Here is a 21997-nt window from a genome sequence, read left to right as displayed (position 1 = left end):
CCCTCAACCCCGAACCCCGGAAAGAGACCCAAGACCATGAAGAAGATTTTTCTCATTGCAATCGGGGTCTTGGCGCTTGCCGCGATGCTTGTCGGCGACGGGCTTGGCATCCTGGCATTTCTCAAGACGCAGCGGGCCTCTGTCGCGCCGCAGGTGCAGAGCGGGGCGGACCGTGCGCCGAAGGCCCCCGAAAAGCCGACCGCCGCAAATGCGCAATTCGTCGAGTTGCCGCAATTCGTTGTGACGATCCCGACCGGAGCGGATGGCGGATCGGTCTATCTTCAACTGGCAATGTCCTTCCTGACCGAGAAAAAGCAGGCCATCGTCGATTTCGACAAGCTGATGCCGATCATCAAGTCGCAGATCATCAGCGATGTCATGGCATCCGGGGTTTCGCCTTCGAGCGACCCGATGAAGCTCAAGCACGTGATCACGACCGACAGCCTCGAGGTGGCCAATATGACCGTCTCGCAATCGGATACCGCGCTTGGCAAGGCCCCGTTTCTGGGCGCCTATATCACCACTTTCCTCACGCAATAGCCCATGGCCGATCTCATATCTCCTCTTGCGAAGGTGGTGGGCCAGGGCCAAGATCAGGTCTTCTCGCTCGACATCCAGACGCTTTTGATCATCACGATGCTGGCCTTCCTGCCCGGTATCATCCTGTTGATGACCAGTTTCACCCGGTTCGTCGTGGTCCTGGCGATCTTTCGACAGGCACTGGGGCTGAGCACGACTCCGCCTAACATGATCCTGATCGCTCTGGCACTGATGCTCTCAGCCTTTGTTATGCGCCCGACATTGGAATCCGTCAACGACACCGCGATACAGCCCTATCTTGCAAAGACGATCAGTTTTCAGGATGCGGTCAGCGCCGCCGAAGCCCCGATGCGCGCCTTCATGGAAAGTCAGGTGCGCAAAAGCGACCTGCGCCTCTTCGTGAGCCTTTCCGGGCACAAGGGAGAATATGCCGATCTCCAGCATGTTCCGCTTCTGACGCTGGTCCCGGCCTATGTCACCTCCGAGCTACAAAGCGCGTTCGAAATCGGTTTTCTGATCTATATACCCTTCGCATTGATCGATCTTGCGGTTGCGGCCGTGCTGATGGCGCTCGGGATGATCATGGTGTCGCCCACGCTGATCTCACTGCCGATCAAGCTGTTGATGTTCGTGTCGATCGGGGGCTGGTCGTTGCTACTGGGTTCGGTCGCAAAGAGCGTCGTTCACTAGCGGCAAATGTCGCGCGACCTGGCACCCGGTATCTGCGCAAAATGGATGACGGATCATCGGTGCGCTACGGGATCCGGAAGCGGGTCACTGAAATCGATTGAACCCCGCGAGAACAACCAAAGCCCGAGCCGGCCGTATGCGCTTTGGCGCGCAGAAGTTTCGGCGCTCGATGTTCACCTAGTCGGGCGGGGCCGATCAACTTGACCGCCAGACCCTGCGCACCGATCTGATCGCGGGGATCTCGACGGCTTTCGTCAGCCTGCTCGAAACCTTCACGATCGCCGGTGTGACGGCCGTACGCTCGGGTCAGATGCTCAAGGGCAACAAGGAATTTACCGGGGCAGGGTGCTTCGAACCTGAGCGTCACTTTCTTTCACGCCTGTCCGTTCGTGGCCTCGTTTATCCGCTCGGCGGCGAATTGCGAATGCGGAGCGCACACCGCTCGCCGCAGCGTCCCGAGGGTCAGGAGTCATACCCACTAGATGACAAGAGCCGCCAGGGCGATGGCCGAGAAGAAGACCTTCGGAGATCGGTCAGAGCGGGTCGCGACGCGCCTCCAGTCCTTGAGCCTTCCGAACATTATTCCGATCCGGTTGCGGCGCTTGTAGCGGCGCTTATCGTATTTGACGGGCGTCTTGCGTTGTTTCCGGCCCGGGATGCAGGCGCGTATCCCTTTGTCCTGCAACGCGTCTCGGAACCAGTCAGCATTGTAGCCGCGGTCCCCGAGCAACCAGTCGACCTTGGGTAGGCTGCTCAGTAGCGCCCGCGCACCGATGTAGTCGCTGACCTGTCCTGCGGTGACGAACAGGTTGAGCGGACGTCCCTGGCTGTCGCAGATGGCATGCAGTTTGGTATTCATGCCGCCCTTGGTTCGGCCTCCCTCTCGGGCCATTGCTGCGCAATGCTCTGCCGGGCAATGGATCAGGCGACCGCACCCCCCTTTTTCGCGGCCAGGCTGGTCGCGCTGCGGTGTGCCTTCAGGTAGGTCGCCTCCGCTGCCCGGCAGTTGATTGCGCAGCAATCAATGAGAGGGGATCATCACGGTCTTTGCCTCGCCGTGTTCGGGTGCCAGGCCGGCCATCATCTGCGCGAAGATGCCTGTTCCGCGAGGCGCTGCATGCTGCGGCGCAGGAAACGAGCGGCTAAACCGCGCGCTGGCGCTGAATTTCGAAACTCGTATTTGAGATGTGTTTTTTGATGCACATCAAAGTGCATGTCCGCGACAGGGCATAGGCAACTCGGAAATGGGTATTCCGGCGGCGATGAGTCGCCGCCCGATTTACGGAGTTGGAGAAATGGAATTCGGCATCGTCGAGTTATCGCGCCTACAATTCGCGGTGACAGCTATGTATCACTTCCTCTTCGTGCCGCTGACGCTGGGTCTGTCGATCCTCGTGGCGATCATGGAGACGGTCTACGTCACGACAAACCGCCCCATCTGGCGACAGATGACGAAGTTTTGGGGCACGTTGTTTGGGATCAATTTTGCCATCGGCGTGGCTACGGGCCTTACGATGGAGTTCCAGTTCGGGATGAACTGGAGCTATTACAGCCAATATGTCGGGGATATCTTCGGGGCGCCGCTCGCCATCGAAGGCCTGATGGCATTCTTTCTGGAAGCCACCTTTGTGGGGCTGTTCTTCTTTGGTTGGGACAAGCTGAGCAAGGTCGCGCATCTTTGTGTCGCGTGGCTCGTGGCCATCGGGTCGAACTTCTCGGCGCTGTGGATTTTGATCGCGAACGGCTGGATGCAAAACCCGGTCGGGGCGCAGTTCAATCCGCTGACGATGCGCATGGAGATGACCGATTTCTTCGCGGTGCTGTTCAACGAGGTCGCGCAGGCGAAATTCGTACACACCGTATCGGCGGGCTATGTCACGGCATCGGTCTTCGTGATCGGCGTCTCGGCGTGGTTTTTGCTGCGCGGACGCCATGTTGAACTGGCACGCCGCTCGATCACGGTAGGCGCGGCCTTTGGGGTCGCGGCGGCGTTCTCGGTCGTGCTGCTGGGCGATGAATCGGGCTATAACACCTCGCATAGCCAGAAGATGAAACTCGCCGCCATCGAGTCCATGTGGGACACCCATCCCGCGCCCGCGCCGTTCAACCTGATCGGCTTTCCCGATCAAAAAGCCCGCGAGACCCATTACGCGATCAAGATCCCATGGGTCATGGGGCTGATCGGTACGCGCTCGCTCGACACCCAGATCCCCGGGATCAACGAGCTTGTCGATAAGGCACAAGAGCGGATCCGCTCGGGTCAGATTGCCTATAAGGCGATGCTTGAGATCCGCGCCAAGGACGGCAATGTCGATCCGGCCACAGAGACCCTGTTCAAGGACCACTCCGCCGATCTCGGCTTTGCGCTCTTGCTCAAGAAATATGTCGACAATCCGCTGGATGCGACGGATGCGCAGATCAAGGCGGCGGCCAATGATACGGTGCCGCAGGTCTGGCCGCTGTTCTGGTCCTTCCGGATCATGGTGGCGCTCGGGATCGGGTTCATCGGGACGATGATCTATTTCTTCTACCGCGCCTCGTTCCGCGGGATGAAATTCCCCCGGCCTGCCTTGCATCTGGCGGTCTGGATGATCCCCGCGCCGTGGATTGCCGCGGAGATGGGCTGGTTTGTCTCTGAATTCGGGCGTCAGCCTTGGACGGTGGACGGGGTTCTGCCAACCGCGCTCTCGGTCTCGCGGCTCTCGATCACCGATGTGTCGCTGACGCTGGCAGGCTTTGTTCTTTTTTACACGGTTCTGTTCATCATCGAGATGAGTCTGATGCTGAAATACATCCGCAAAGGCCCGTTCCAAGACGTTGAAGAGACTGAAGCCTGGACCAACCGCCACACTGCACGTCTCTCCGGTCAGCCGGACGGCGCTGCAATCGCCATGCCAGGGGAGTAAGACAGATGATCTTGCATGATTTGATAAGTTATGAGGCGCTTCGCGTGATCTGGTGGGGCCTGCTGGGCGTGCTTTTGATCGGCTTTGCGCTGACGGACGGCTTTGACATGGGCGTGGGGGCATTGCTGCCCTTCGTCGGCAAGACCGATACCGAGCGGCGCGTGGTGATCAACACCGTCGGCCCGGTCTGGGAAGGCAACCAGGTCTGGTTCATCCTCGGAGGCGGTGCGATCTTTGCCGCATGGCCGCCGCTTTACTCGGTGAGCTTCTCGGGCTTCTACCTCGCGATGTTCGTCGTGCTGGCCTGTTTCATCGTCCGGCCGGTGGCCTTCAAATACCGCTCCAAGCGCGATGAGCCGCTCTGGCGGGCGCGGTGGGACTGGGCGCTGTTTGTCAGCGGCGCCGTGCCTGCGCTTTTGTTCGGCGTGGCCGTGGGCAATGTCATTCAGGGCGTGCCGTTCCACTTCACCGACGATCTGGTCGCGATCTACGAGGGCGCTTGGTATGCCAAGTTCTTCGGCCTGTTGAACCCGTTTGCTCTGCTGGCAGGGGTGGTCTCGCTGTCGATGCTGGTGATGCATGGTGGCGCATGGCTTGGCGTCAAGGCGGAGGGCGCGGTGCAGGCGCGGGCCCGGGCGATTGGCTCGGTGGCAGCGCTTGTCGCGGTGCTGGCCTATGTGCTGGCCGGTGTCTGGCTTGCCTTCGGGATGGAAGGCTATCGCATCGTCGGGGATTACGCGACCAATGGCCCCTCCAACCCGCTTCATTTTGAAGTGGCACGGAGTGCAAGCTGGCTGTCGGCCTATCACGACCGCCCGTGGATCGCGATCGCGCCGATCATGGGCATAGTGGGCGCGTTGCTGACATTCGTCGGGCTGCGGTCAGGCCGCGAGGTGTCGACCCTGCTGTTCTCCAAGATGGCGATTTTCGGCGTGATTTCCTCGGTCGGGCTGACCATGTTCCCGTTCATCATGCCCAGCTCCACCGATCTGCGCTCGTCTCTGACGGTGTGGAACAGCTCGTCCTCGCATCTGACGCTGTTCATCATGCTGTTCGCGACGGTGATCTTCCTGCCGATGATCCTGCTCTACACCTCATGGGTCTATAAGGTGCTTTGGGGCAAGGTGACCGAGGCTGATGTGCGCGACAACGGGCACTCCCTCTACTGAGCGCAATGGATGACATACCCGGCGGGCGCGGATCGGCGCCCCCGGCACTCACAACGTCACTTGGACTGAAGGAACCTGATCATGTGGTATTTCGCTTGGATGCTCGGCCTGCCGCTGGCGGCTTTGTTCGCGGTCATGAATGCGATGTGGCTTGAGCTGAAAGAAGACGAACGCATCATCGCCATCGATGCCAAAGTCCCGACGCAGCGGCGCTGAGTTGATCTGATCTATGATGTGTCGGGCGGGCCTGAGATCGGGCCCGCCCGGCGCGCGTTTGCGGCCTTGTACCGTTCGCAAAGGCTGGCGGGGCAGGGGCTCAGATCAGCAATCTGCGCGGGTCCGCGATCAACTGGCTGTAGCGCGTGACAAAGCGCGCCGCATCCGCGCCGTTGATCACACGGTGATCATAGCTCAGATCGAGCGGGCAGAGCGGCACCGGGATCCATTCGCCCTCCCAGATAGGCTGCACCGCCGTGCGCGTCAGACCCAGAATGGCGACCTCGGGCGGGTTCACGATCGGCGTAAACGCCGTGCCGCCAAGCCCGCCCAGATTTGAGATCGTCATCGATGCACCGCCCATCTCATCAGGGCCAATCTTGCGGGCCTGCGCGCGTTTGGCCAGATCGCTGATCTTTGCGGAAATCTCCCACAGACCAAGGCGGTCGGCATTGCGCAGCACCGGCACCAAAAGCCCGTGCGGCGTATCAACGGCGATCCCGATATGCACGAAATCCTTGAGGATCAGAGTGTCACCATCTGGTGAGAGCGAGGCGTTGAAACGCTCGAACTCGCGCAGGCATCGCGCCAGCGCTTTGACGTGGAAGGCCAGCGCCGTCAGCTTGATCCCGCGCGCGGAGGCCTCCTCGCGCAGCGATCCGCGCAACGCCTCGATTGCGCGCATGTCGGCGGTGTCGTGATGGGTGACCTGCGGGATCATCGCATTGGCCGCCGAGAGATTATCCGCCGTGAGCCGCGCGACACGCGAGAGCGGCTCTTGCAAGATGGGCCCGTGCTCTGCGTGATCGACCTGCCAATAGCGGCTGTGATCGGGCCCGGCGGGCGTCATCGTGCCGGGGTTGCCTGCCGCGTGATCGACATCCTCGCGCGCCAGCGTCTCGCGCCCCGTCGCCTGCGCAAGCTGATCCAGATCGACGCCTTTTTGCGCGGCGTAACTGCGCACCGAGGGGCTTGCAACATAGCTCATCGTGATCTCCTCACCAGCTTGCGGAAATATATTGGGTTTCCATGAATTCGAGCATTCCCTCATGGCCGCCCTCGCGCCCCAGCCCCGATTGCTTGGTGCCGCCAAAGGGCGCGGCGGGATCGCTGACCAAGCCGCGATTGAGCCCGACCATGCCGTAATCCAGCCGCTCACAGATCCGCATGCCGCGGCCCATCTCGCCAGTGAAGACATAGGCGACAAGGCCATATTCGGTGTCATTGGCGCGCGCGATCACGTCCTCTTCCTCTGTGAAGGTCTGAATTGCGCCGACCGGGCCGAAGATCTCGTCCTGCACGCAATCGGCATCGGCGGGTACGTTGAAAAGCACCGTCGGCGGGTAGAAATAGCCCGGCCCCTCGGGCAGTTGACCGCCGAGACGCAGCTCTGCGCCCTTGGCCACGGCATCGCTGACAAAGGCTGCCACCTTGTCGCGGGTCGCGGCATTGACCAGAGGGCCGACATCGACGCCCGCCTCCAGCCCGTTGCCAAGCGTAAGCGCGCCCATCCGCTGGGTGAATTTCTCGGTGAAGGACTCGGCCACATCCGCGTGCACATAGATCCGGTTCGCGGCGGTGCAGGCCTCGCCCAGATTGCGCATCTTGGCCAGCATCGCGCCCTCGACGGCCGCGTCGATATCGGCATCCTCAAACACGAGGAAAGGCGCATTGCCCCCCAGCTCCATTGCGGGTTTGAGCACATTGTCAGCCGCCGCATGCAGCAGCTTGCGCCCAACCCCGGTTGAACCGGTAAAGCTCACGACACGCACGCGGGGATCGTGCAGCAGGTGATCGACAAGCGGGCCGGTATTCGTCGAGGGCAGCACATTGACCAACCCCTTGGGCACGCCTGCCTCTTCCAGAAGCGGCATCAGCGCGAGCATCGTCAGCGGCGTCTCGGAAGCCGGTTTGATGATGACCGGGCAGCCCGCCGCGAGCGCGGGTGCGATCTTGCGCGTGCCCATCGCGGCCGGATAATTCCAAGGGGTGACGAGTACTGCGATGCCTGCGGGCTTGTGCTGCACGACGATGCGCGCGCCAGAGGCCGGGGCGCGGGTGATCATGCCATCGGCGCGCACGGCTTCCTCGGCGAACCAGCGGAAGAACTCTGCGGCATAGGTGGCCTCGCCCATCGCATCCGCGCGGGCCTTGCCGTTTTCAAGCGTGATCAGCCGGGCGAAGTCGTCGAGCCGCGCGGTCATCAACTCCCACGCTTTGCGCAGGACTTCAGAGCGCTCGCGCGGCGTGCGTCCGGCCCAATCTGCGAAGGCGGCCTCTGCGGCGTCGAGCGCGGCGTTGGCGTCTTCGATTTCGGCAGAGGCAACAGAGGCCAGCACCTCTTCGGTGGCGGGGTTGAGCACATCGAACCGTGCGCCTGCGGCCCCTTTGTGCCATGCGCCGTTGATATAGAGATCGGTGTAATCCATGGGAGACTCCGGTGTCAGAGAAGATGGCGCAGCGGCATTTCCAGCCGCGCGGCAAATCCGGTGATAAGGTCGAGCGCTGCGGCAGGTGTCATCTGCGCGCGGCCCGCCTCTAAGGTGAGGGTGAGCGAGCTGCGTCCGGTCAAGCTCAGCACAGGGGCGTCATCTGCGCCCAGATGCAGGCCCGTCAGCGCAGTGCCCCGCAGATCGCGCAGGATCAGCGTTGGGGCGTCGTCGGTTTCAGGCGCGTGACCCAGCGGATGCAGCGCGGGGCGCGCAAAGCGGCGGCTATGGCCGAAGCGTTCGACCGCCACGGCCGATCCGCTTGCGCCATCCGGGCCAAGCGCGCCTGCGGCCAACCCTGCGGCCGAAGCGTTCGACCGCCACGACCGATCCGCTTGCGCCATCCGGGCCAAGCGCGCCTGCGGCCAACCCTGCCAGAACAGCCGGGATCTCGGGAGGCGCGCCGGTCTCCGTCTCGATCCAGCTCAGGAAATCTCTCAACCCGTCGGCGGGCAGCTCGGCGCTCAGATGCAGCGCTGCGGCTTGCGGATGGGTCGCGGCTGCACGCGGTGCCGGATCGGCAAGACTGCGCAGCTGCTCCAGATCGGCCATGTGATAGGGCTGGGGCACGCCCGCCTCCACCAGCCGCGCCAGATCGAGCCCCTCAAGCTTTGCCTGATGGCGCATCTTGGGAGAGGCGAGGATGCGGCCCTGCGGAGAGGGCTGAGTGGATGTCGCCGAGGCCGGTTCGCGCGCTTTGGCGGGCGCATCGGGGGCAGGGCTTGGGGATGCGGCTTTCGGCTTGGGCGCGGGGGCGGCCGTTGCGCCGCGCATCAGCGGCGCGTCCGGCTTTTGCGTCGAGATCACCGCGATCACGTTCCCGACAGGCACGTCTTCGCCCGGTTCGGCCAGCAGGGCGGCGATATAGCCAGACTGCCCGGCGGGCACTTCGACGGCGCTCTTGTCAGTCTCGACTTCCAGCAAGATATCCTCGGCGCTCACAGCGTCGCCGGGGGCTTTGTGCCACGCGGTCAGGTGGCCCGTATCCTGCGCCATGCCCAAGGCGGGCATGATGATCTGCGCACCCTCGGGGATTTCCGTAGCCCCCTCGGGCGCGGGCGGTGCCTCGGCGTCTGCCTCGGGCGGCGGGGCAGGTGCTTGCGCTGTCTCTTCTTGTGACTCGGAGATCTGGGCCACGACCTCGCCCACGGGCACGTTTTCGCCCGCCTGTGCGCGAATGCCGGTCAGGTAGCCATCGGCCTGCGCCTCGACCTCCATCGTGGCCTTGTCGGTCTCCACCTCCATCAGCGGGTCGCCCGTCTTGACCGCGTCGCCCGGCGCCTTGAGCCATGCCACGATCAGCCCGGTCTCTTGCGCCATCCCAAGCGCGGGCATGATGACATCATGCGACATCACGGGCCTCCCCGCGCACCAAATGGCGCGCCATCGCGGCCACGCCCTCGGCAGTGGGCACGGTGATATCTTCGAGCGCTGGCGAGAAGGGCACGGGCACATCCATAGCCCCCATCCGCACCACCGGCGCGTCGAGATAGTAGAACGCCTTTTCGGTGATCCGGCTGGCGATCTCGGCGCTGACCCCGTAGCTTTGGTGGCCCTCGTCGATCACCATCGCACGGCTGGTCTTGCGCACACTGGTCAGGATCGTCTCCTCATCGAGCGGGACGATGGTGCGCGGATCGATGACCTCGGCCGAGATCCCCTCGGCGGCGAGCGTCTCGGCTGCGGCCAGCGCGACCTGCACCATCGAAGAGGTGCCCACCAAGGTGATATCGCTCCCCTCGCGCAGCACGGCGGCCTCGCCAAACGGGATCAGATACTCCTCTTCGGGGACCGGGGCCTTGTCGTTATACATCAGCTTGTCTTCGAAGATCACAACCGGGCTGTTGTCGCGGATCGCGGTCTTCATCAGGCCCTTGGCCTCATAGGCCGAGGACGGCATCGCCACCTTGAGCCCCGGAATATGCGCCACGAGCGCGTGCAGCGACTGGCTGTGCTGGGCCGCTGAGCGCCGCGTCGCGCCCATATTGGTGCGCAACACCAGCGGCACGCTGAGCTTGCCGCCCGACATGTAATGCGTCTTGGCGGCCTGATTGCAGAGCTGGTCCATCACGAGAAACAGAAAATCGCCAAACATCAGATCGACGATCGGGCGAGAGCCGGTCATCGCAGCCCCCACAGCCAGCCCCATGAAGCCGGGCTCGGAGATCGGGGTGTCGATGATCCGCTCGGTGCCGAATTCCTCGACCAGACCGGAGAGCACTTTGAACGGCGTGCCGGCTTCGGCCACGTCCTCGCCCATCAGGAAAATGCTCGGATCGCGGCGCATTTCTTCGGCGATGGCCTCGTTGACGGCCTTGGATAGGGTAATCTCGCGCATGATTTCCTCCTCAGGCGGCATCGTTTGGGGCAAAGACGTGCATGTCGACTTCGCTGATATCGGGATAATCCGCGGCGAGCGCGTAGCTCACGGCGGCTTCGGCATCGGCCTTGACCGCATCGCGGAGCTCTTGCAGCTCCTCCTCGCTCGCGATCCCTTCGCGGGTCAGCCACGCGCCGAAATTGATGATCGGGTCGCGCTGCTCCTTCCAGATCGTCTCTTCTTCCTTGGAGCGGTAATAATCGCGGTTGATGTCGCCCACATGGTGGCCGTGATAGCGATAGGTCTTGAGTTCGATGAAGAACGGGCCTTCGCCCTTGCGCGCCCGCGCGACCAAGGTTTGCGCCAGTTCATTGACGGCGAGCACATCCTGCCCATCGACCTCGAACGCCTCGATCCCGAAAGCCTCGGCGCGCGCGGTCAGCGAGCCTGCGGCGATCTCATCGGTCTTGGTGTATTCCGAGTAGCCATTGTTTTCGCAGGCATAAATCACGGGCAGCTTCCAAAGAGCCGCCATGTTCATCACCTCGTACCACAGGCCCTGCGCGGTTGCGCCATCGCCAAAGAAGCACACGGTGACATCCGTGCGCCCTTGCAGCTTGGCCGACAGCGCAGCCCCCGTCGCAATCCCCATCGAGCCGCCGACAATCGCGTTGGCGCCCAGATTGCCGTGGCTCTGATCGGCGATATGCATCGAGCCGCCCTTGCCACGGCAATAGCCCTCGGCCTTGCCCAGCAATTCGCAAAACATCTGTTTGAACTCGGCGCCCTTGGCCACGCAATGGCCGTGCCCGCGATGGGTCGAAGTGATCTTGTCGTCATCCGTCAGTGCCTCGCAGATTCCGACGGCCACGGCCTCTTCGCCCGAATACATATGGGTCAGCCCCGGCATCTTGGCCGAAAGATAAAGCTGGTTGGCGTTGTCTTCGAAACTGCGGATCCGGACCATCTGGCGATACATGCGCAGATAGTCCTCGGTATTTGTCTTGCGCTTGTTTTTGGCGGTGGCCATGACGCGCTCCCTGTCTTGTTCTGGCATGAGATCGGGGTCTCCCGCGCACCGGGTCCAAACGGCGCGCGGGAGGGCGATGTCAGTAGCGATTGGCGATCGGCAGATCCTCGGCGGGGAACAGGCTGATCACCTTGCAGCCGGTGTCGGTGACGACGACCTCTTCCTCGATCCGCGCCGCCGAATAGCCATCGGTGGCCGGGCAATAGGTCTCGAGTGCAAAGACCATGCCGGTCTGGATCTCCATCGGGTTATCAAGGCTGACCGCGCGGCTGATGATCGGGCGTTCATGCAGCGCCAGCCCCAAACCATGGCCAAATTGCAGACCAAAGGCCGAGAGCTCGTCGGGGAAGCCGAACTCCTCGCATTTCGGGAAGGCCTTGGCGACCACATCGGTCGTGACACCCGGCTTGATCAGCGCGATCGCGTTGTCGAGCCACTCACGGCACCGGATATAGGCGTCGTTTTGCGCAGGGGTCGCGCGGCCGATATTGAAGGTGCGATAATAGCAGGTCCGGTAGCCCTGATAGCTTTGCAAGATGTCGAAGAAGGCCTGATCGCCGGGTCTAAACAGTCGGTCGGTGAAGTTGTGCGGGTGCGGATTGCAGCGCTCGCCCGAGATCGCGTTGATCGCCTCCACATCATCCGAGCCCATCTCGTAGAGCAGCTTGTTCGACATCGCGACGATATCGTTCTCGCGAATGCCGGGGCGCAGCTCGTGCCAGATCATGTCATAGACGCCATCGACCATGCTGGCGGCCTGATTGAGCAGTTGGATTTCGTCGATATTCTTGATCTCACGCGCGCTGAGCATGATCTGCTGGCCGTCGACCACGTTCAGCCCGGCCTCCTGCAGCGCAAAGAACATCGCCGTTTCGGCATAATCGACGCCCACTGGCATATCGGCCATGCCCGCTTTCTTGATCAGCGAGGCGATTTCTTCGGCATAGCGTTTCATCAGGCCGAAGCTCGGCGGGATGGTGCCGCGCATCCCGACCACGCCTGCGCGCATCCGATCCGGGTCGAGCCAGTCGCAATATTCGCGGTGATGAACCGCCGCTGAGCCGAAATCCCAGACATAGGGCTCGTCATCGCCGCACAGCAGCGCGAAGCGGCACATCTTGTCGCGCTCCCACTCGCCGATCTTGGTGCCCGAAATGTAGCGGATGTTGTTCACATCGAAGGTCAGGAGCGAGCCGCAATTGGATTTCTTGAGCGCGTCCTTGGTGCGGCTGAGCCGGTAGCGGCGCAGGCGGTCGTGATCGACGCGGCGTTCGAAATCCACGGCGGTATGGCCAAAGGCGGGGATGTGCTTGTCCCAACGCCAATTCGGGTCGATATCACCGGGTTGCAGGATGCGCGGGTTGAGAGCGTTCGTGTTCATGGCAAATCTCCTGACGCCCATCGCGGGCGTTTGCATATGTCTGTGAGGATCGGGAGGGGGTGCGTTGACCCCGTGGCGTCACTGGATGACCCAGCCGCCGTCGATATGGATCATCTGGCCGGTCATGTAGTCGCTGTCATGGCTGACGAGGAAGGACGCCGTGCCCTTGATGTCATCGGGATAGGAGACCTTCTTGAGCGCGAGGATCTCGGCCAGATCGTCAAAGGCCTGCCCCTCATGATCTTTGAAGCCAATATCGACCAGATCCTTGTCGAGCTGCTCCCAAAGCGGGGTTTTCACCACGCCCGGCGCATAGCCGTTGACGGTGATATTATGTTCGGCCAGCGCAATCGCGCCGCAATGGGTCAGCGCAAGGCAGCCATATTTCGAGGTGCAATAGACCGTGACGTCGATCAGCGGCTTGCGCGAGGCGACAGACCCCACATTGATCAGCTTGTAGACATGCTCTTGCGGACCCTGCGCGATCATTTGCTTGGCGGTTTCCTGCATGCCCAGCCACATGCCCTTGGTGTTCACCGACATGATGTGATCCCAGTTGTCCTCATCGATATCCATGAAGAACCGGGGCTTGTTGAGACCCGCGTTGAAGACGCCAACATTGATGCTGCCAAAGGCCTCAACCGTGGCTGCGACGGCGGCGGCGTTGTCTTCGCGCTTGGTTACATCCATGCGCACCGCGATGGCCTTGCCATTGCCGCGCGCGTTGATCTGATCAGCCATTGCCTGCGCGGCGTTCAGATCAATATCGCCCAGGCAGACATTCGCGCCCTGTTCGGCGAAATGCTCGGCGTTGCACGCCCCCATGCCTTGCGCGCCGCCAGTGATCAGCACGTTCTTCCCTTTGAGTCTCTGCGGGTCCATGTTTTCCTCCCTAACTTGGTCTTGGTCTAAGCGCCGCCTCGGCCCGTTTCTGGACCGCTTGCAGCGCCGCGCGCGGGGTCGTGACGCCGCGCAGCATGTCGTGAATTTCCTGACCGCAAATCTCGAACAGATTGCAGATCTGCGGCACTGGAGGGCGCGGCCAGAATTGCAATTCGTCGCGCCAGGACATCGCGTCGACCGCCGAAAAGATGGTCGAGATGCGCTGAACTTCCGGGTCCGCGCCCACCGAATAGCGCGGCGCGGTGCGGCTGCCATTGAGCACGTAGAGCTTTTGCGCGGCGGGCGATGTGAAGGCGATCAGAGCCTCGGCGGCCGCGGCGCGCCGCTCGGGCGGCAGGTTGGCGGGAATGCCCAGCATATAGCCGCCCACCGGCGCCACCGGTGCGCCGCCCGGCCCTGCGGGGTGGGGCAGATAGCCCGTCGCGTCATGGGCGGGCGAGCCGGGATCGAGCTCGAAATACGGGGCCAGAAGCGTATAGCCATAGGCCATCGGCACCCGACCCGAGGCATAGGGGCGCACCCGCTCATACCATGACATCGAGAGGATATCGGGAGGCGAGTAGCTCATCAGGTGCAGCAGATATTCCGCGGCAGCCTCGGCGGCGGGGCTGTCAAACTGCGCCAGCAGATCATCGCGATCCAGATGATCCGCATCAAACCCGCCCGCAATCGGCGCGAGGTTGAGCACGGGGTGTCCGAAATCGGCGCAGGTCATCAAGAACGTGTGGCCAAGCGCCGTGCCGCGCGCGGCATTCCACGCAATCCCGTAGCGCCCATGCGCGGGGTCGTGGAAATGCTCGGCGACCCGGAGCACATCGTCGGTGGTCGCCGGGGGCTCCAGCCCCGCCTGCGCGAACAAGTCCTTGCGATAAAAGAACAGCTCGGGCGTCGTTTGGCTGGGCACGCCATAGGGCCGTCCGGCCCAATGTGTCGCGCGCCAGCCTGCGGTGTGAAAATCGCTCGGATCGAGCCGCTCGATATCCATCACCTCATCGAGCGGGAGCAGCACCCCCTTGCTGACAAACTCGCCGATCCAGGGCAGGTCGACGGCGACGATGTCGTAGCGGCTCGATTTATGGGTCGCGTTGCGCAGAACCTCTTCATGGAGCCGGTCGATCGAGAAGGCGCGCTGCGAAATCGAGGTGCCGATCATCTGCTCGAACTGCCGCTTGAGCGTGTCCATCACCATGAAAGTCGGATCGCCATGCACGAGGACGCGCACGCCGCCGGGCAGATCCAGCGGCTCGGGCAGAACGGCAGGCGGGTTGATGCTGTGGGCTGCAAGATACGAGCCGCCAAAATAGTAGTCGTGCTCGGCCTCGCTTGCCGCTCCCAGATGGGCGCTGGCAAGGCGCAGCACCCGGTCCGAAAGCTGCCCCCAGCTTTCCAGCAGCTGCGCGCTGGCATGCAGCGAGACGGTCTTGCCGGACTTGGTGCGAGGGCGTTGCTCGATCATGCCGGCTTCGGTCATCTCGGAGAGTTTGCGCATCGCGGTCGCATAGGGCACACCCGAGGCCGCGACGAGCGAGGAGGGCGTGACGATCTTGCCCTCCAGATGTTTGCGCACGAGATGGGCGGTCATGCTGAAATAGGGGTTGGGCGCAGATAACGGCAGGGTTTGCTCGACCTCGCGCCCGAATGCCTCCATGAAGTCGATGACGGCCATCGCCCCTTCACCATGGGGCGCGGCGGCCCGGACAGAGGGCTGTACGCGAAGTTGTCCAGTCTGGATATTTTTTGGATCTGGCATCTGCACGTGCGATTGTCCGTGGGTGATTTTCGGGTTTGGCATTGAGCGCCTCCTGCAAGATGTCCGAAGTGAGAATGACGGGCTGGTTTGATTTTATCCAAAATGGACTAAAAAACATCCATTTTGGATAAATTATACGCGGTATCTGTCGCGCTCTGAGGGGATGCTCTCAGCGTATCTTGACGGATTCGGTTTCACCTCGACGTTCAGGAGGAGCGCCTTGTGATACGAGCCGTCAGACAACGACCAAGGGAGGAAGAAACATGAAAACGACTTTGAAGGTGCTGATAACGGGCACGACGGCGGCGGCGGCCATCGCGTTTGCCGGTGCGGCGTCTGCAGAAAAGATCAAGATCGGCATCACCCAGAACAATGTGGGCGTCGACAGCTACCAGACGACTTATGAAAAGGCGTTCAAAGCGGCTGCGGCGGCAGATCCGAATGTCGATGTCGTCGTGCTCGATGCCGGTGGCGATGTCGCTCGCCAGATCGCGCAGATTCAGGATCTGACGCAACAGAAGGTGCAGGCGATCATCATCTGGCCGACCAATGGCAAAGCTGTGGTCCCGGCGGTGCGCAAGGCGCATGAGGCGGGCATTCCGGTCGTCATCACCAATTCGAACATCGCCAAAGAGGGGATGCCCTATATCGCCGCTTTCTCCGGTCCCAACAATATTGAGCAGGGCAAGGAAGCCGCGGATATGATGTGCAAGGCGCTCAACAACAAGGGCGATATCGTGCAGATCGCAGGCAAGCCCGGCTACACCACCGCAATCGAGCGCGAGAAGGGCTTTGAGGACGAACTCGCCAAGGCCTGCCCGGAGGTGAAGATCATGGACACCCAGCCCGGCGACTGGAACCGTGAGAAGTCGCAGCGGGTGATGGAAGATTTCCTCGTCAAATATCCCAAGATCGACGGCGTCTATGCGGCCGATGACAATATGGGCGTGGGCGCGCTGAACGCCGCCAAAGCCGCAGGGCGCGCCAAGGATATCAAGTTCATCGGCGCTACCAATTTCGCGGTGGGCTACGAGGCGATGGCCAAGGGCGAATATTACGGCTCGGTCTATCAATCGCCCGTGGATGACGCGGAAAACGCGCTGAAAACGGCGATTGACGTGGTCGAAGGCAAGAAAGTTCCGAAGATGAACTATTTCAAAACGCCCGAGATCACCCAAGAGAACATGAAGCAATTCACCAAACCGGTGTTCTGAGGCTTCCTCCCGGTGGCATGGGCGGTCGTTCTGGGCCGCCCATGCCCGGCTTTTATTTCAGATTTACAGGAGGCGTGTATGGGGCGCGTATCGGGACGGGTCTGTCTTGTGACCGGGGCCGCGCGTGGCATTGGTCGCGCGATTGGCGAGGCGCTGCTCGACGAGGGGGCGGATGTGTGTTTCGCCGATCTCAACGGCGCGCAGGCCGCAGAGGTGGCCAAGGCCAATGAGGCGCGCGCCGCCGCCGCCGGTGGGCGGGTCATGTCGGCCCCGGTCAATGTGACCGACCGCGAGGCCATGCGCGCGATGATCGCGGCGGTGGTGGCTCAGTTCGGGCGGATCGACGTGATGTTCAACAATGCGGGCGTCAATCGACCGATGAACTTTCTCGACGTGACCGAGGATACTTGGCATTTCATCATGGATATCAATGGTCTGGGCACGCTGATCGGGATGCAAGAGGCCGCCAAGCAGATGATCGCTCAGGGCGGTGGCGGCAAGATCGTCAACACGGCCTCGGTCGCAAGCCGGCAGGGGTTTGACAATGTCGCGCCCTATTGTGCCTCGAAATGGGCCGTGGTGTCTTTGACGCAATCTGGCGCGCGCGATCTGGCGCGGCATGATATCACTGTCACGGGCTTTGCGCCGGGTGTCGTTGCCACGGAAATGTGGGATGAGGTCGACCGCGATCTGATGGAGATTGGCGCGGCGGAAAAACCGGGTCAGGCGATGGAGGCGTTTTCGGCAGGGATCTTGCGCGGGCGTGTCGCACGTCCCGCCGATATTACCGGCACGACGACGTTTCTGGCGTCATCCGACAGCGATTACATGACGGGTCAGATCGTCATGATTGACGGCGGAATGACATTGGTCTGACCGCTTTGGCGCGCAGGCCATGCGGGAGGCATGGGCGCGCCCGATCAGGGAGGAGCACATGGCGGATATACGCCACGAGATACCCGCCGATAGGGCAGGTCGCAGCGGCCCGGATTCGGGCGGCAAACACAAGGGGGGAGGCATGGCCCATTCAGGGTTGAAGTCCTTTGCAGGGCTGATGGCACGACAGGGCATACTGGTTGCTTTCGTGTTGTTTCTGATCGCGTTTTCGGTGTTTTCCGACAGGTTCCTGTCGGCGGAGAACATCTTTTCGGTGGTGCGGTCTTCTGCGATCATCGGGGTTATGGCCCTCGGCGTCACGGTCGTGGTGATCGGCGGAAATCTGGATCTGTCCGTGGGCTCGATGCTGTCTTTCTCGACGGTGCTGGTGGTTGATCTCCATGACAAGATCGGTCCGGGTCCGGCGATTGTCGTGACGGTGCTTGCGACCTTATGTCTGGGGGCAATCAACGGGCTTTTGGTGGGCGTCGCGCGGCTCAATTCGCTGATCGTGACACTCGGGATGCTGTCGGCCATTCAGGGCCTGACCCTGATCTATAGCGGCGGCAAGAATGTCGATATCGTTCATCAGGACACCACGTGGTTCAAGATCTTCGGGCGCGGCTATATCGCCGATATTCCGGTTCCGATCGTGATCTTCGCGATCTGCGCCATCGTGCTGCATGTGGTGATGGCCTACACGCCGTTCGGACGCCGGATCTATGCCACGGGCGGCAACCCGACGGCGGCGGTGTTTTCGGGCATCCGGCGCTCGCGCGTGGTGTTTGCGACCTATCTGATCTCGGCGCTGACGGTCGCCATTGCCGCCATCGTGCTCGGCAGCCGGGTGATGGGGTCGCAAAACAATGTCGGCCAAGGCTACGAGCTGCAGGTGCTGGCGGGCGTGATCCTTGGCGGCACCTCGCTTCTGGGGGGCTCGGGCACGATCTGGAAATCTGTGATCGGCGTTCTGATCCTGGGCTTCATCCAGAACGGGCTCTTGCTGCTTGGCTTTGAATATTACGTGCAGTGGCTGGTGACATGGGTCGTCATCATCCTCGCGGTTTGGCTCGATATCGCAGCCAAGCGCGGTCGTCTGCTCTCGCCCATCGCATAAGGAGGGGATCATGTCACATTCGGTTCTCAAATCTCCGCTGGGCTGGCTGGCTGGCAATCCGATCTGGGGCTTTATCGCGCTGATCTTCATCTTCTTCAGCTTCGCCAATCCGTATTTCTTCGCTTTGCAGAATTTTCAGAATATTCTGGTGCAGACCTCGACCATCGGGGTGATCGCATTGGGCATGACCTTGGTGATGATCAACGGCAATATCGACCTGAGCGTCGGGGCCGTGGTCGCGCTTGCGGCCAGCCTTTGCGTTGATATTCAGGGCTGGAGCCTGTTTGCCGACTGGGGCAACTGGGCGATCTTGCCCGGTGTGGTCGCGGCCCTTCTGGCGGGCACTGCCTTGGGTGCGCTCAACGGGCTGATCGTGTGGAAGACAGGGGTCGATGCGTTCATCGTCACGCTGGGGGCCATGCTGGGTGTGCGCGGCTTGGTCTTTGTCTACACCAAGGAGCAGTCCTTCTTCGCAATGAACTTCTCCTTTTCGGATTTCGGATCGAGCAGCATCGGTCCGATCCCGACCTTGGCCGCGCTGTTTCTGATCTGCACCGCCATCGTACATTTCGTGCTCTCGCGCACCGTGCACGGGCGCAACACCTATGCGGTGGGGGGCAATCGATCGGCTGCGGTGAATGCGGGCATCCGGGTCGGGCCGCATATGATGATCAATTTCATGATCGTGGGCTTTCTGGCCGCATTGGCCGGAGTGACGCTATCGAGCCAGATGGGGGCAGCCACCCCCAACCTTGGCACCAATTACGAGCTGTGGGTCATCACCTCGGTCGTGCTGGGAGGCACCAAACTTAAGGGCGGTGCCGGCACGATCACGGGAACGCTCGGAGGCGTTCTGGCAATCGGCATTCTGCGCAATGGCATGAACCTGATGCAGGTGCCCGCTTTCTACGTTCTGGTGATCCTGGGCTCGATCCTGATCGCCGTTTTGTTGCTGGACAAACAGCTCAATCGCAAGGGTAAAGAGGAGCTTCGGCTATGAGCGCATCGCACATCCCACAACCCGATACGCCCGCGCTGCGGCTTGAGGGTATCGTGAAGACATTTCCCGGCGTGCGCGCGCTCGATGACGTGGGCTTCGATGTGCGCGCGGGCGAAGTCCATGCATTGCTGGGCGAGAACGGCGCGGGCAAATCGACCCTGATGAAGGTGCTGGCCGGGATGTATGAGCCCGATGAGGGCAGCATCTATATCGAGGGCGAGGCGGTCACCATGCGCAGCCCGCTTGAGGCCAAGGCGCGCGGCGTCGTGCTGATCCACCAAGAGCTGAGCCTTGCCGAGGAAATGTCGGTCGCCGAGAATATCTACCTTGGCGAGTTGCCGCGCAAATCCTTGGGGCGGGTCGATTGGAAAACGCTTCACAGCAATGCGCAGGCGATCCTTGACCGGCTCAAATGCGGGTTCGATTCCAAGCGGCAGGTCGGCACGCTCTCGATTGCCAATCAGCAGATGGTCGAGATTGCGCGCGCTCTGACGGTCGAGGCGAAAGTGGTCGTGTTCGACGAACCCACAGCCTCGCTGACCGATGCCGAGAAAGTGGTTCTGTTCGATATCATCAACGACCTCAAGGCGCGCGGCGCAGGCATCGTCTATATCTCGCACCGCATGGACGAGATCTTCACGCTGGCGGATCGGATTTCTGTGCTGCGCGATGGCGGCTATCGCGGCACCTTGATCAAATCCGAAACCAATGAGGACGAGGTCATTCAGCTGATGATCGGACGCGCGTTGGATCTGACGCGGCGCAGGGCTGCGGCAAAGACCGGCAAGGTCGCGCTTCAGGTTGAGGGGCTGAGCTGTGGCAAGCTGTTCGAGGATGTCAGCTTTGAGCTGCGCGAGGGCGAGGTTCTGGGCTTCTATGGGTTGGTCGGCGCCGGGCGCACCGAGATCGCAGAGACGCTCTTTGGCCTGCGCAAACCCTCGGCGGGGCGCATCTTGATCGACGGCACGGAGGTCGAGATTTCATCGCCCGCCGATGCGATCAAGAAAGGCATCTCTCTGGTGCCCGAAAGCCGCAAGGAGCAGGGGCTCGTGCTCGGTATGAATTGCCGCGACAACATCACGCTGCCGCAGGTCGGTGATCTGACCAAGGGGCCGTTCGTGTCCGACGGGGCCGAGATCGCGATCTTCGATCGCTATTACGAGGCGCTCAAGATCAAGACGCCAAGCTGGCGTCAGGCGGTGGGGAACCTCTCGGGCGGGAACCAGCAAAAGATCGTCATCGGAAAATGGCTTGCGATGAACCCGCGCATTCTGATCGTGGACGAGCCGACGCGCGGCATTGATGTCGGGTCCAAATCCGAGATCCACGACTTGATCCGCACGCTTGCAGGCGAAGGCTATGCGGTGATCGTGATCTCGTCGGAGATGCCCGAGGTGATGCATGTCTCGGACCGGATCGTGGCGATGTTCCATGGCCGGATCATGCGCAGCTTTACGACCGAGGAAGTGACCGAAGACAACCTCGTCGCCGCGATCTCTGGCATTGAGACCGACAAGGTGGCGTGACGCATCTGGTGCGGGCAGTACCCGGTCGCTCTCTGGTCTATGACGGCCCGTGTCTGTGCGCGCTCTGCAAAGAGCGGACCGGTGGTGATTGGGTCGAGCGTGCCATCACGCCTGCCCCGCAGGAAGAGGGTATTCAGGCCGCGCGCTTGTGCCAGGGTGCGGCCCTCTTCGAGCGCAAGGACCGACTGGGTGAGGCGCTGCGTCGGATCGGGGTCTTCGAGCGCAATGGCCCAACCAGCCCGCCATCGTGTCCCGTCTTTTGATTTTTGGATCACGCTGTGTCGCGCATCCTCGCGGCGAACAGTGCGGAATCTGAGAGCTTTCGCGCGCCGGGAGCGACGGGTTTCCTGACCGGCTCCGATCAAGGTTCCTGCGGGCAGGAGCCGGTGCGGCGCGTGCAGATGTTCTCTCATGAGAGGGATCTTGATCCGCGACCCGGACGACTTCCGTCTCTGGGCTGAGGGGTCCGGGTCGTGAGACGTTCATGGGAACCGGCCCGACCTAAGCTCGGTGATCGAGACCGCGGGAGATGTCTTCATATTGCGATACTTGGTGGTCCTGTGCCCTTGTTGGATTTGTTCGGTAACGGACAAAAAGCCGCAGGTTTGTTCGCCGCTCGTCCATCCTACCGGAACGCAGGCCCGTGCGCCCAGACGGTCAGCGAATGACGCACGCCGCTGCGGACCGGGGTGACCTGATGCAGCGTGAAGCTGGGAAACACGGTCACACAGCCCTGCGCCCGGCTGGCCTCGAGCACCTGCGCACCGGGCATCACCTCCAGCGTGCCACCCTCATAGGCATCCGGGGGCGAGAGTTGCAGCACCAGCGTCAGCTTGCGCTTGGCCGAAATCGGCCCGCCGCCAATATCCG

20 protein-coding genes and 1 pseudogene are annotated in these 21997 nt (G+C 62.0%); 10 read left to right on the top strand and 11 right to left on the bottom strand.

Annotated features, from left to right (window positions below; translation table 11 throughout):
* Positions 1-36: 36 nt before the first annotated feature.
* Positions 37-540, top strand: coding sequence for a flagellar basal body-associated FliL family protein (locus DL1_RS17760; RefSeq protein WP_038068821.1), 504 nt, complete (start codon positions 37-39; stop codon positions 538-540).
* Positions 541-543: 3 nt separating this feature from the next.
* On the top strand, positions 544-1230 hold the full coding sequence (gene fliP / locus DL1_RS17755; RefSeq protein ID WP_051693659.1) for a flagellar type III secretion system pore protein FliP: 687 nt from the start codon (positions 544-546) through the stop codon (positions 1228-1230).
* 478 nt (positions 1231-1708) lie between these two features.
* Here the strand turns inward: fliP and DL1_RS21340 are convergent.
* Positions 1709-2329 (bottom strand): annotated as a pseudogene (locus DL1_RS21340) (IS5 family transposase); the annotation flags it as partial.
* 196 nt (positions 2330-2525) lie between these two features.
* Between DL1_RS21340 and DL1_RS17745 the strand changes: the two are divergent.
* The 3 genes from DL1_RS17745 to cydX all read left to right on the top strand — a co-directional run bounded on the left by DL1_RS17745 (position 2526) and on the right by cydX (position 5521).
* Complete coding sequence (locus DL1_RS17745) at positions 2526-4136, top strand: cytochrome ubiquinol oxidase subunit I (protein WP_038068817.1); 1611 nt, start codon at positions 2526-2528, stop codon at positions 4134-4136.
* A 5-nt stretch (positions 4137-4141) separates the two neighbouring features.
* Positions 4142-5305 carry a cytochrome d ubiquinol oxidase subunit II gene (gene cydB / locus DL1_RS17740; RefSeq protein ID WP_038068815.1) on the top strand — a complete coding sequence of 388 codons (1164 nt, stop codon included), beginning with the start codon at positions 4142-4144 and terminating at the stop codon, positions 5303-5305.
* A gap of 81 nt (positions 5306-5386) precedes the next feature.
* Positions 5387-5521: a cytochrome bd-I oxidase subunit CydX gene (gene cydX, locus DL1_RS21335; protein WP_074855021.1), complete on the top strand. Its 135-nt coding sequence runs from the start codon at positions 5387-5389 to the stop codon at positions 5519-5521.
* A gap of 100 nt (positions 5522-5621) precedes the next feature.
* Here the strand turns inward: cydX and DL1_RS17735 are convergent, their stop codons facing one another.
* The 9 genes from DL1_RS17735 to DL1_RS17695 all read right to left on the bottom strand — a co-directional run bounded on the left by DL1_RS17735 (position 5622) and on the right by DL1_RS17695 (position 15310).
* Entirely contained in the window at positions 5622-6509 is an 888-nt protein-coding gene (locus DL1_RS17735; protein ID WP_051693658.1) for a 2-oxo acid dehydrogenase subunit E2, read from the bottom strand.
* Between the two features lie 10 nt (positions 6510-6519).
* Complete coding sequence (locus DL1_RS17730; protein ID WP_038068812.1) at positions 6520-7950, bottom strand: NAD-dependent succinate-semialdehyde dehydrogenase; 1431 nt, start codon at positions 7948-7950, stop codon at positions 6520-6522.
* A gap of 14 nt (positions 7951-7964) precedes the next feature.
* On the bottom strand, positions 7965-8261 hold the full coding sequence (locus tag DL1_RS22145) for a hypothetical protein (protein ID WP_038068810.1): 297 nt from the start codon (positions 8259-8261) through the stop codon (positions 7965-7967).
* Entirely contained in the window at positions 8236-9363 is a 1128-nt protein-coding gene (locus tag DL1_RS21050) for a biotin/lipoyl-containing protein (protein ID WP_248642600.1), read from the bottom strand. The genes DL1_RS22145 and DL1_RS21050 overlap by 26 nt, the downstream gene beginning before the upstream one ends.
* A complete protein-coding gene (locus DL1_RS17715) occupies positions 9353-10348 on the bottom strand; it encodes an alpha-ketoacid dehydrogenase subunit beta (RefSeq protein ID WP_038068807.1) in 996 nt (331 codons plus the stop codon). Before DL1_RS17715 ends, DL1_RS21050 begins: the two co-directional genes overlap by 11 nt.
* Positions 10349-10358: 10 nt before the next feature.
* On the bottom strand, positions 10359-11360 hold the full coding sequence (locus DL1_RS17710) for a thiamine pyrophosphate-dependent dehydrogenase E1 component subunit alpha (RefSeq protein ID WP_038068805.1): 1002 nt from the start codon (positions 11358-11360) through the stop codon (positions 10359-10361).
* Positions 11361-11439: 79 nt separating this feature from the next.
* Entirely contained in the window at positions 11440-12741 is a 1302-nt protein-coding gene (locus tag DL1_RS17705; protein ID WP_038068802.1) for a M24 family metallopeptidase, read from the bottom strand.
* 78 nt (positions 12742-12819) lie between these two features.
* Complete coding sequence (locus DL1_RS17700) at positions 12820-13623, bottom strand: SDR family NAD(P)-dependent oxidoreductase (protein ID WP_038068798.1); 804 nt, start codon at positions 13621-13623, stop codon at positions 12820-12822.
* A gap of 10 nt (positions 13624-13633) precedes the next feature.
* Positions 13634-15310: an ABC transporter substrate-binding protein gene (locus tag DL1_RS17695; protein WP_038068795.1), complete on the bottom strand. Its 1677-nt coding sequence runs from the start codon at positions 15308-15310 to the stop codon at positions 13634-13636.
* Positions 15311-15657: 347 nt separating this feature from the next.
* Between DL1_RS17695 and DL1_RS17690 the strand changes: the two genes are divergently transcribed.
* The 5 genes from DL1_RS17690 (at position 15658) to DL1_RS17670 (ending at position 21127) form a co-directional block, all read left to right on the top strand.
* Positions 15658-16608: a sugar ABC transporter substrate-binding protein gene (locus DL1_RS17690; RefSeq protein WP_038068791.1), complete on the top strand. Its 951-nt coding sequence runs from the start codon at positions 15658-15660 to the stop codon at positions 16606-16608.
* A 78-nt stretch (positions 16609-16686) separates the two neighbouring features.
* A complete protein-coding gene (locus DL1_RS17685) occupies positions 16687-17484 on the top strand; it encodes an SDR family NAD(P)-dependent oxidoreductase (protein WP_038068788.1) in 798 nt (265 codons plus the stop codon).
* Positions 17485-17626: 142 nt separating this feature from the next.
* Positions 17627-18601: an ABC transporter permease gene (locus tag DL1_RS17680; RefSeq protein WP_038068786.1), complete on the top strand. Its 975-nt coding sequence runs from the start codon at positions 17627-17629 to the stop codon at positions 18599-18601.
* A 10-nt stretch (positions 18602-18611) separates the two neighbouring features.
* The gene (locus tag DL1_RS17675; RefSeq protein ID WP_038068783.1) at positions 18612-19601 is read left to right on the top strand and encodes an ABC transporter permease; all 990 of its coding nucleotides are present in this window, start codon (positions 18612-18614) and stop codon (positions 19599-19601) included.
* On the top strand, positions 19598-21127 hold the full coding sequence (locus tag DL1_RS17670; RefSeq protein ID WP_038068781.1) for a sugar ABC transporter ATP-binding protein: 1530 nt from the start codon (positions 19598-19600) through the stop codon (positions 21125-21127). Before DL1_RS17675 ends, DL1_RS17670 begins: the two co-directional genes overlap by 4 nt.
* A gap of 625 nt (positions 21128-21752) precedes the next feature.
* Here DL1_RS17670 and DL1_RS17660 read toward each other — a convergent pair.
* Positions 21753-21997: 2OG-Fe(II) oxygenase (locus tag DL1_RS17660; RefSeq protein WP_038067867.1), on the bottom strand; the 245-nt coding region annotated here is incomplete at its 5' end.

This window comes from Thioclava dalianensis (assembly GCF_000715505.1).
Taxonomy (GTDB): Bacteria; Pseudomonadota; Alphaproteobacteria; order Rhodobacterales; family Rhodobacteraceae; genus Thioclava; species Thioclava dalianensis.
Note: the sequence above shows the minus strand (reverse complement) of the source record. Positions and strands in the feature narration are given on the sequence as shown.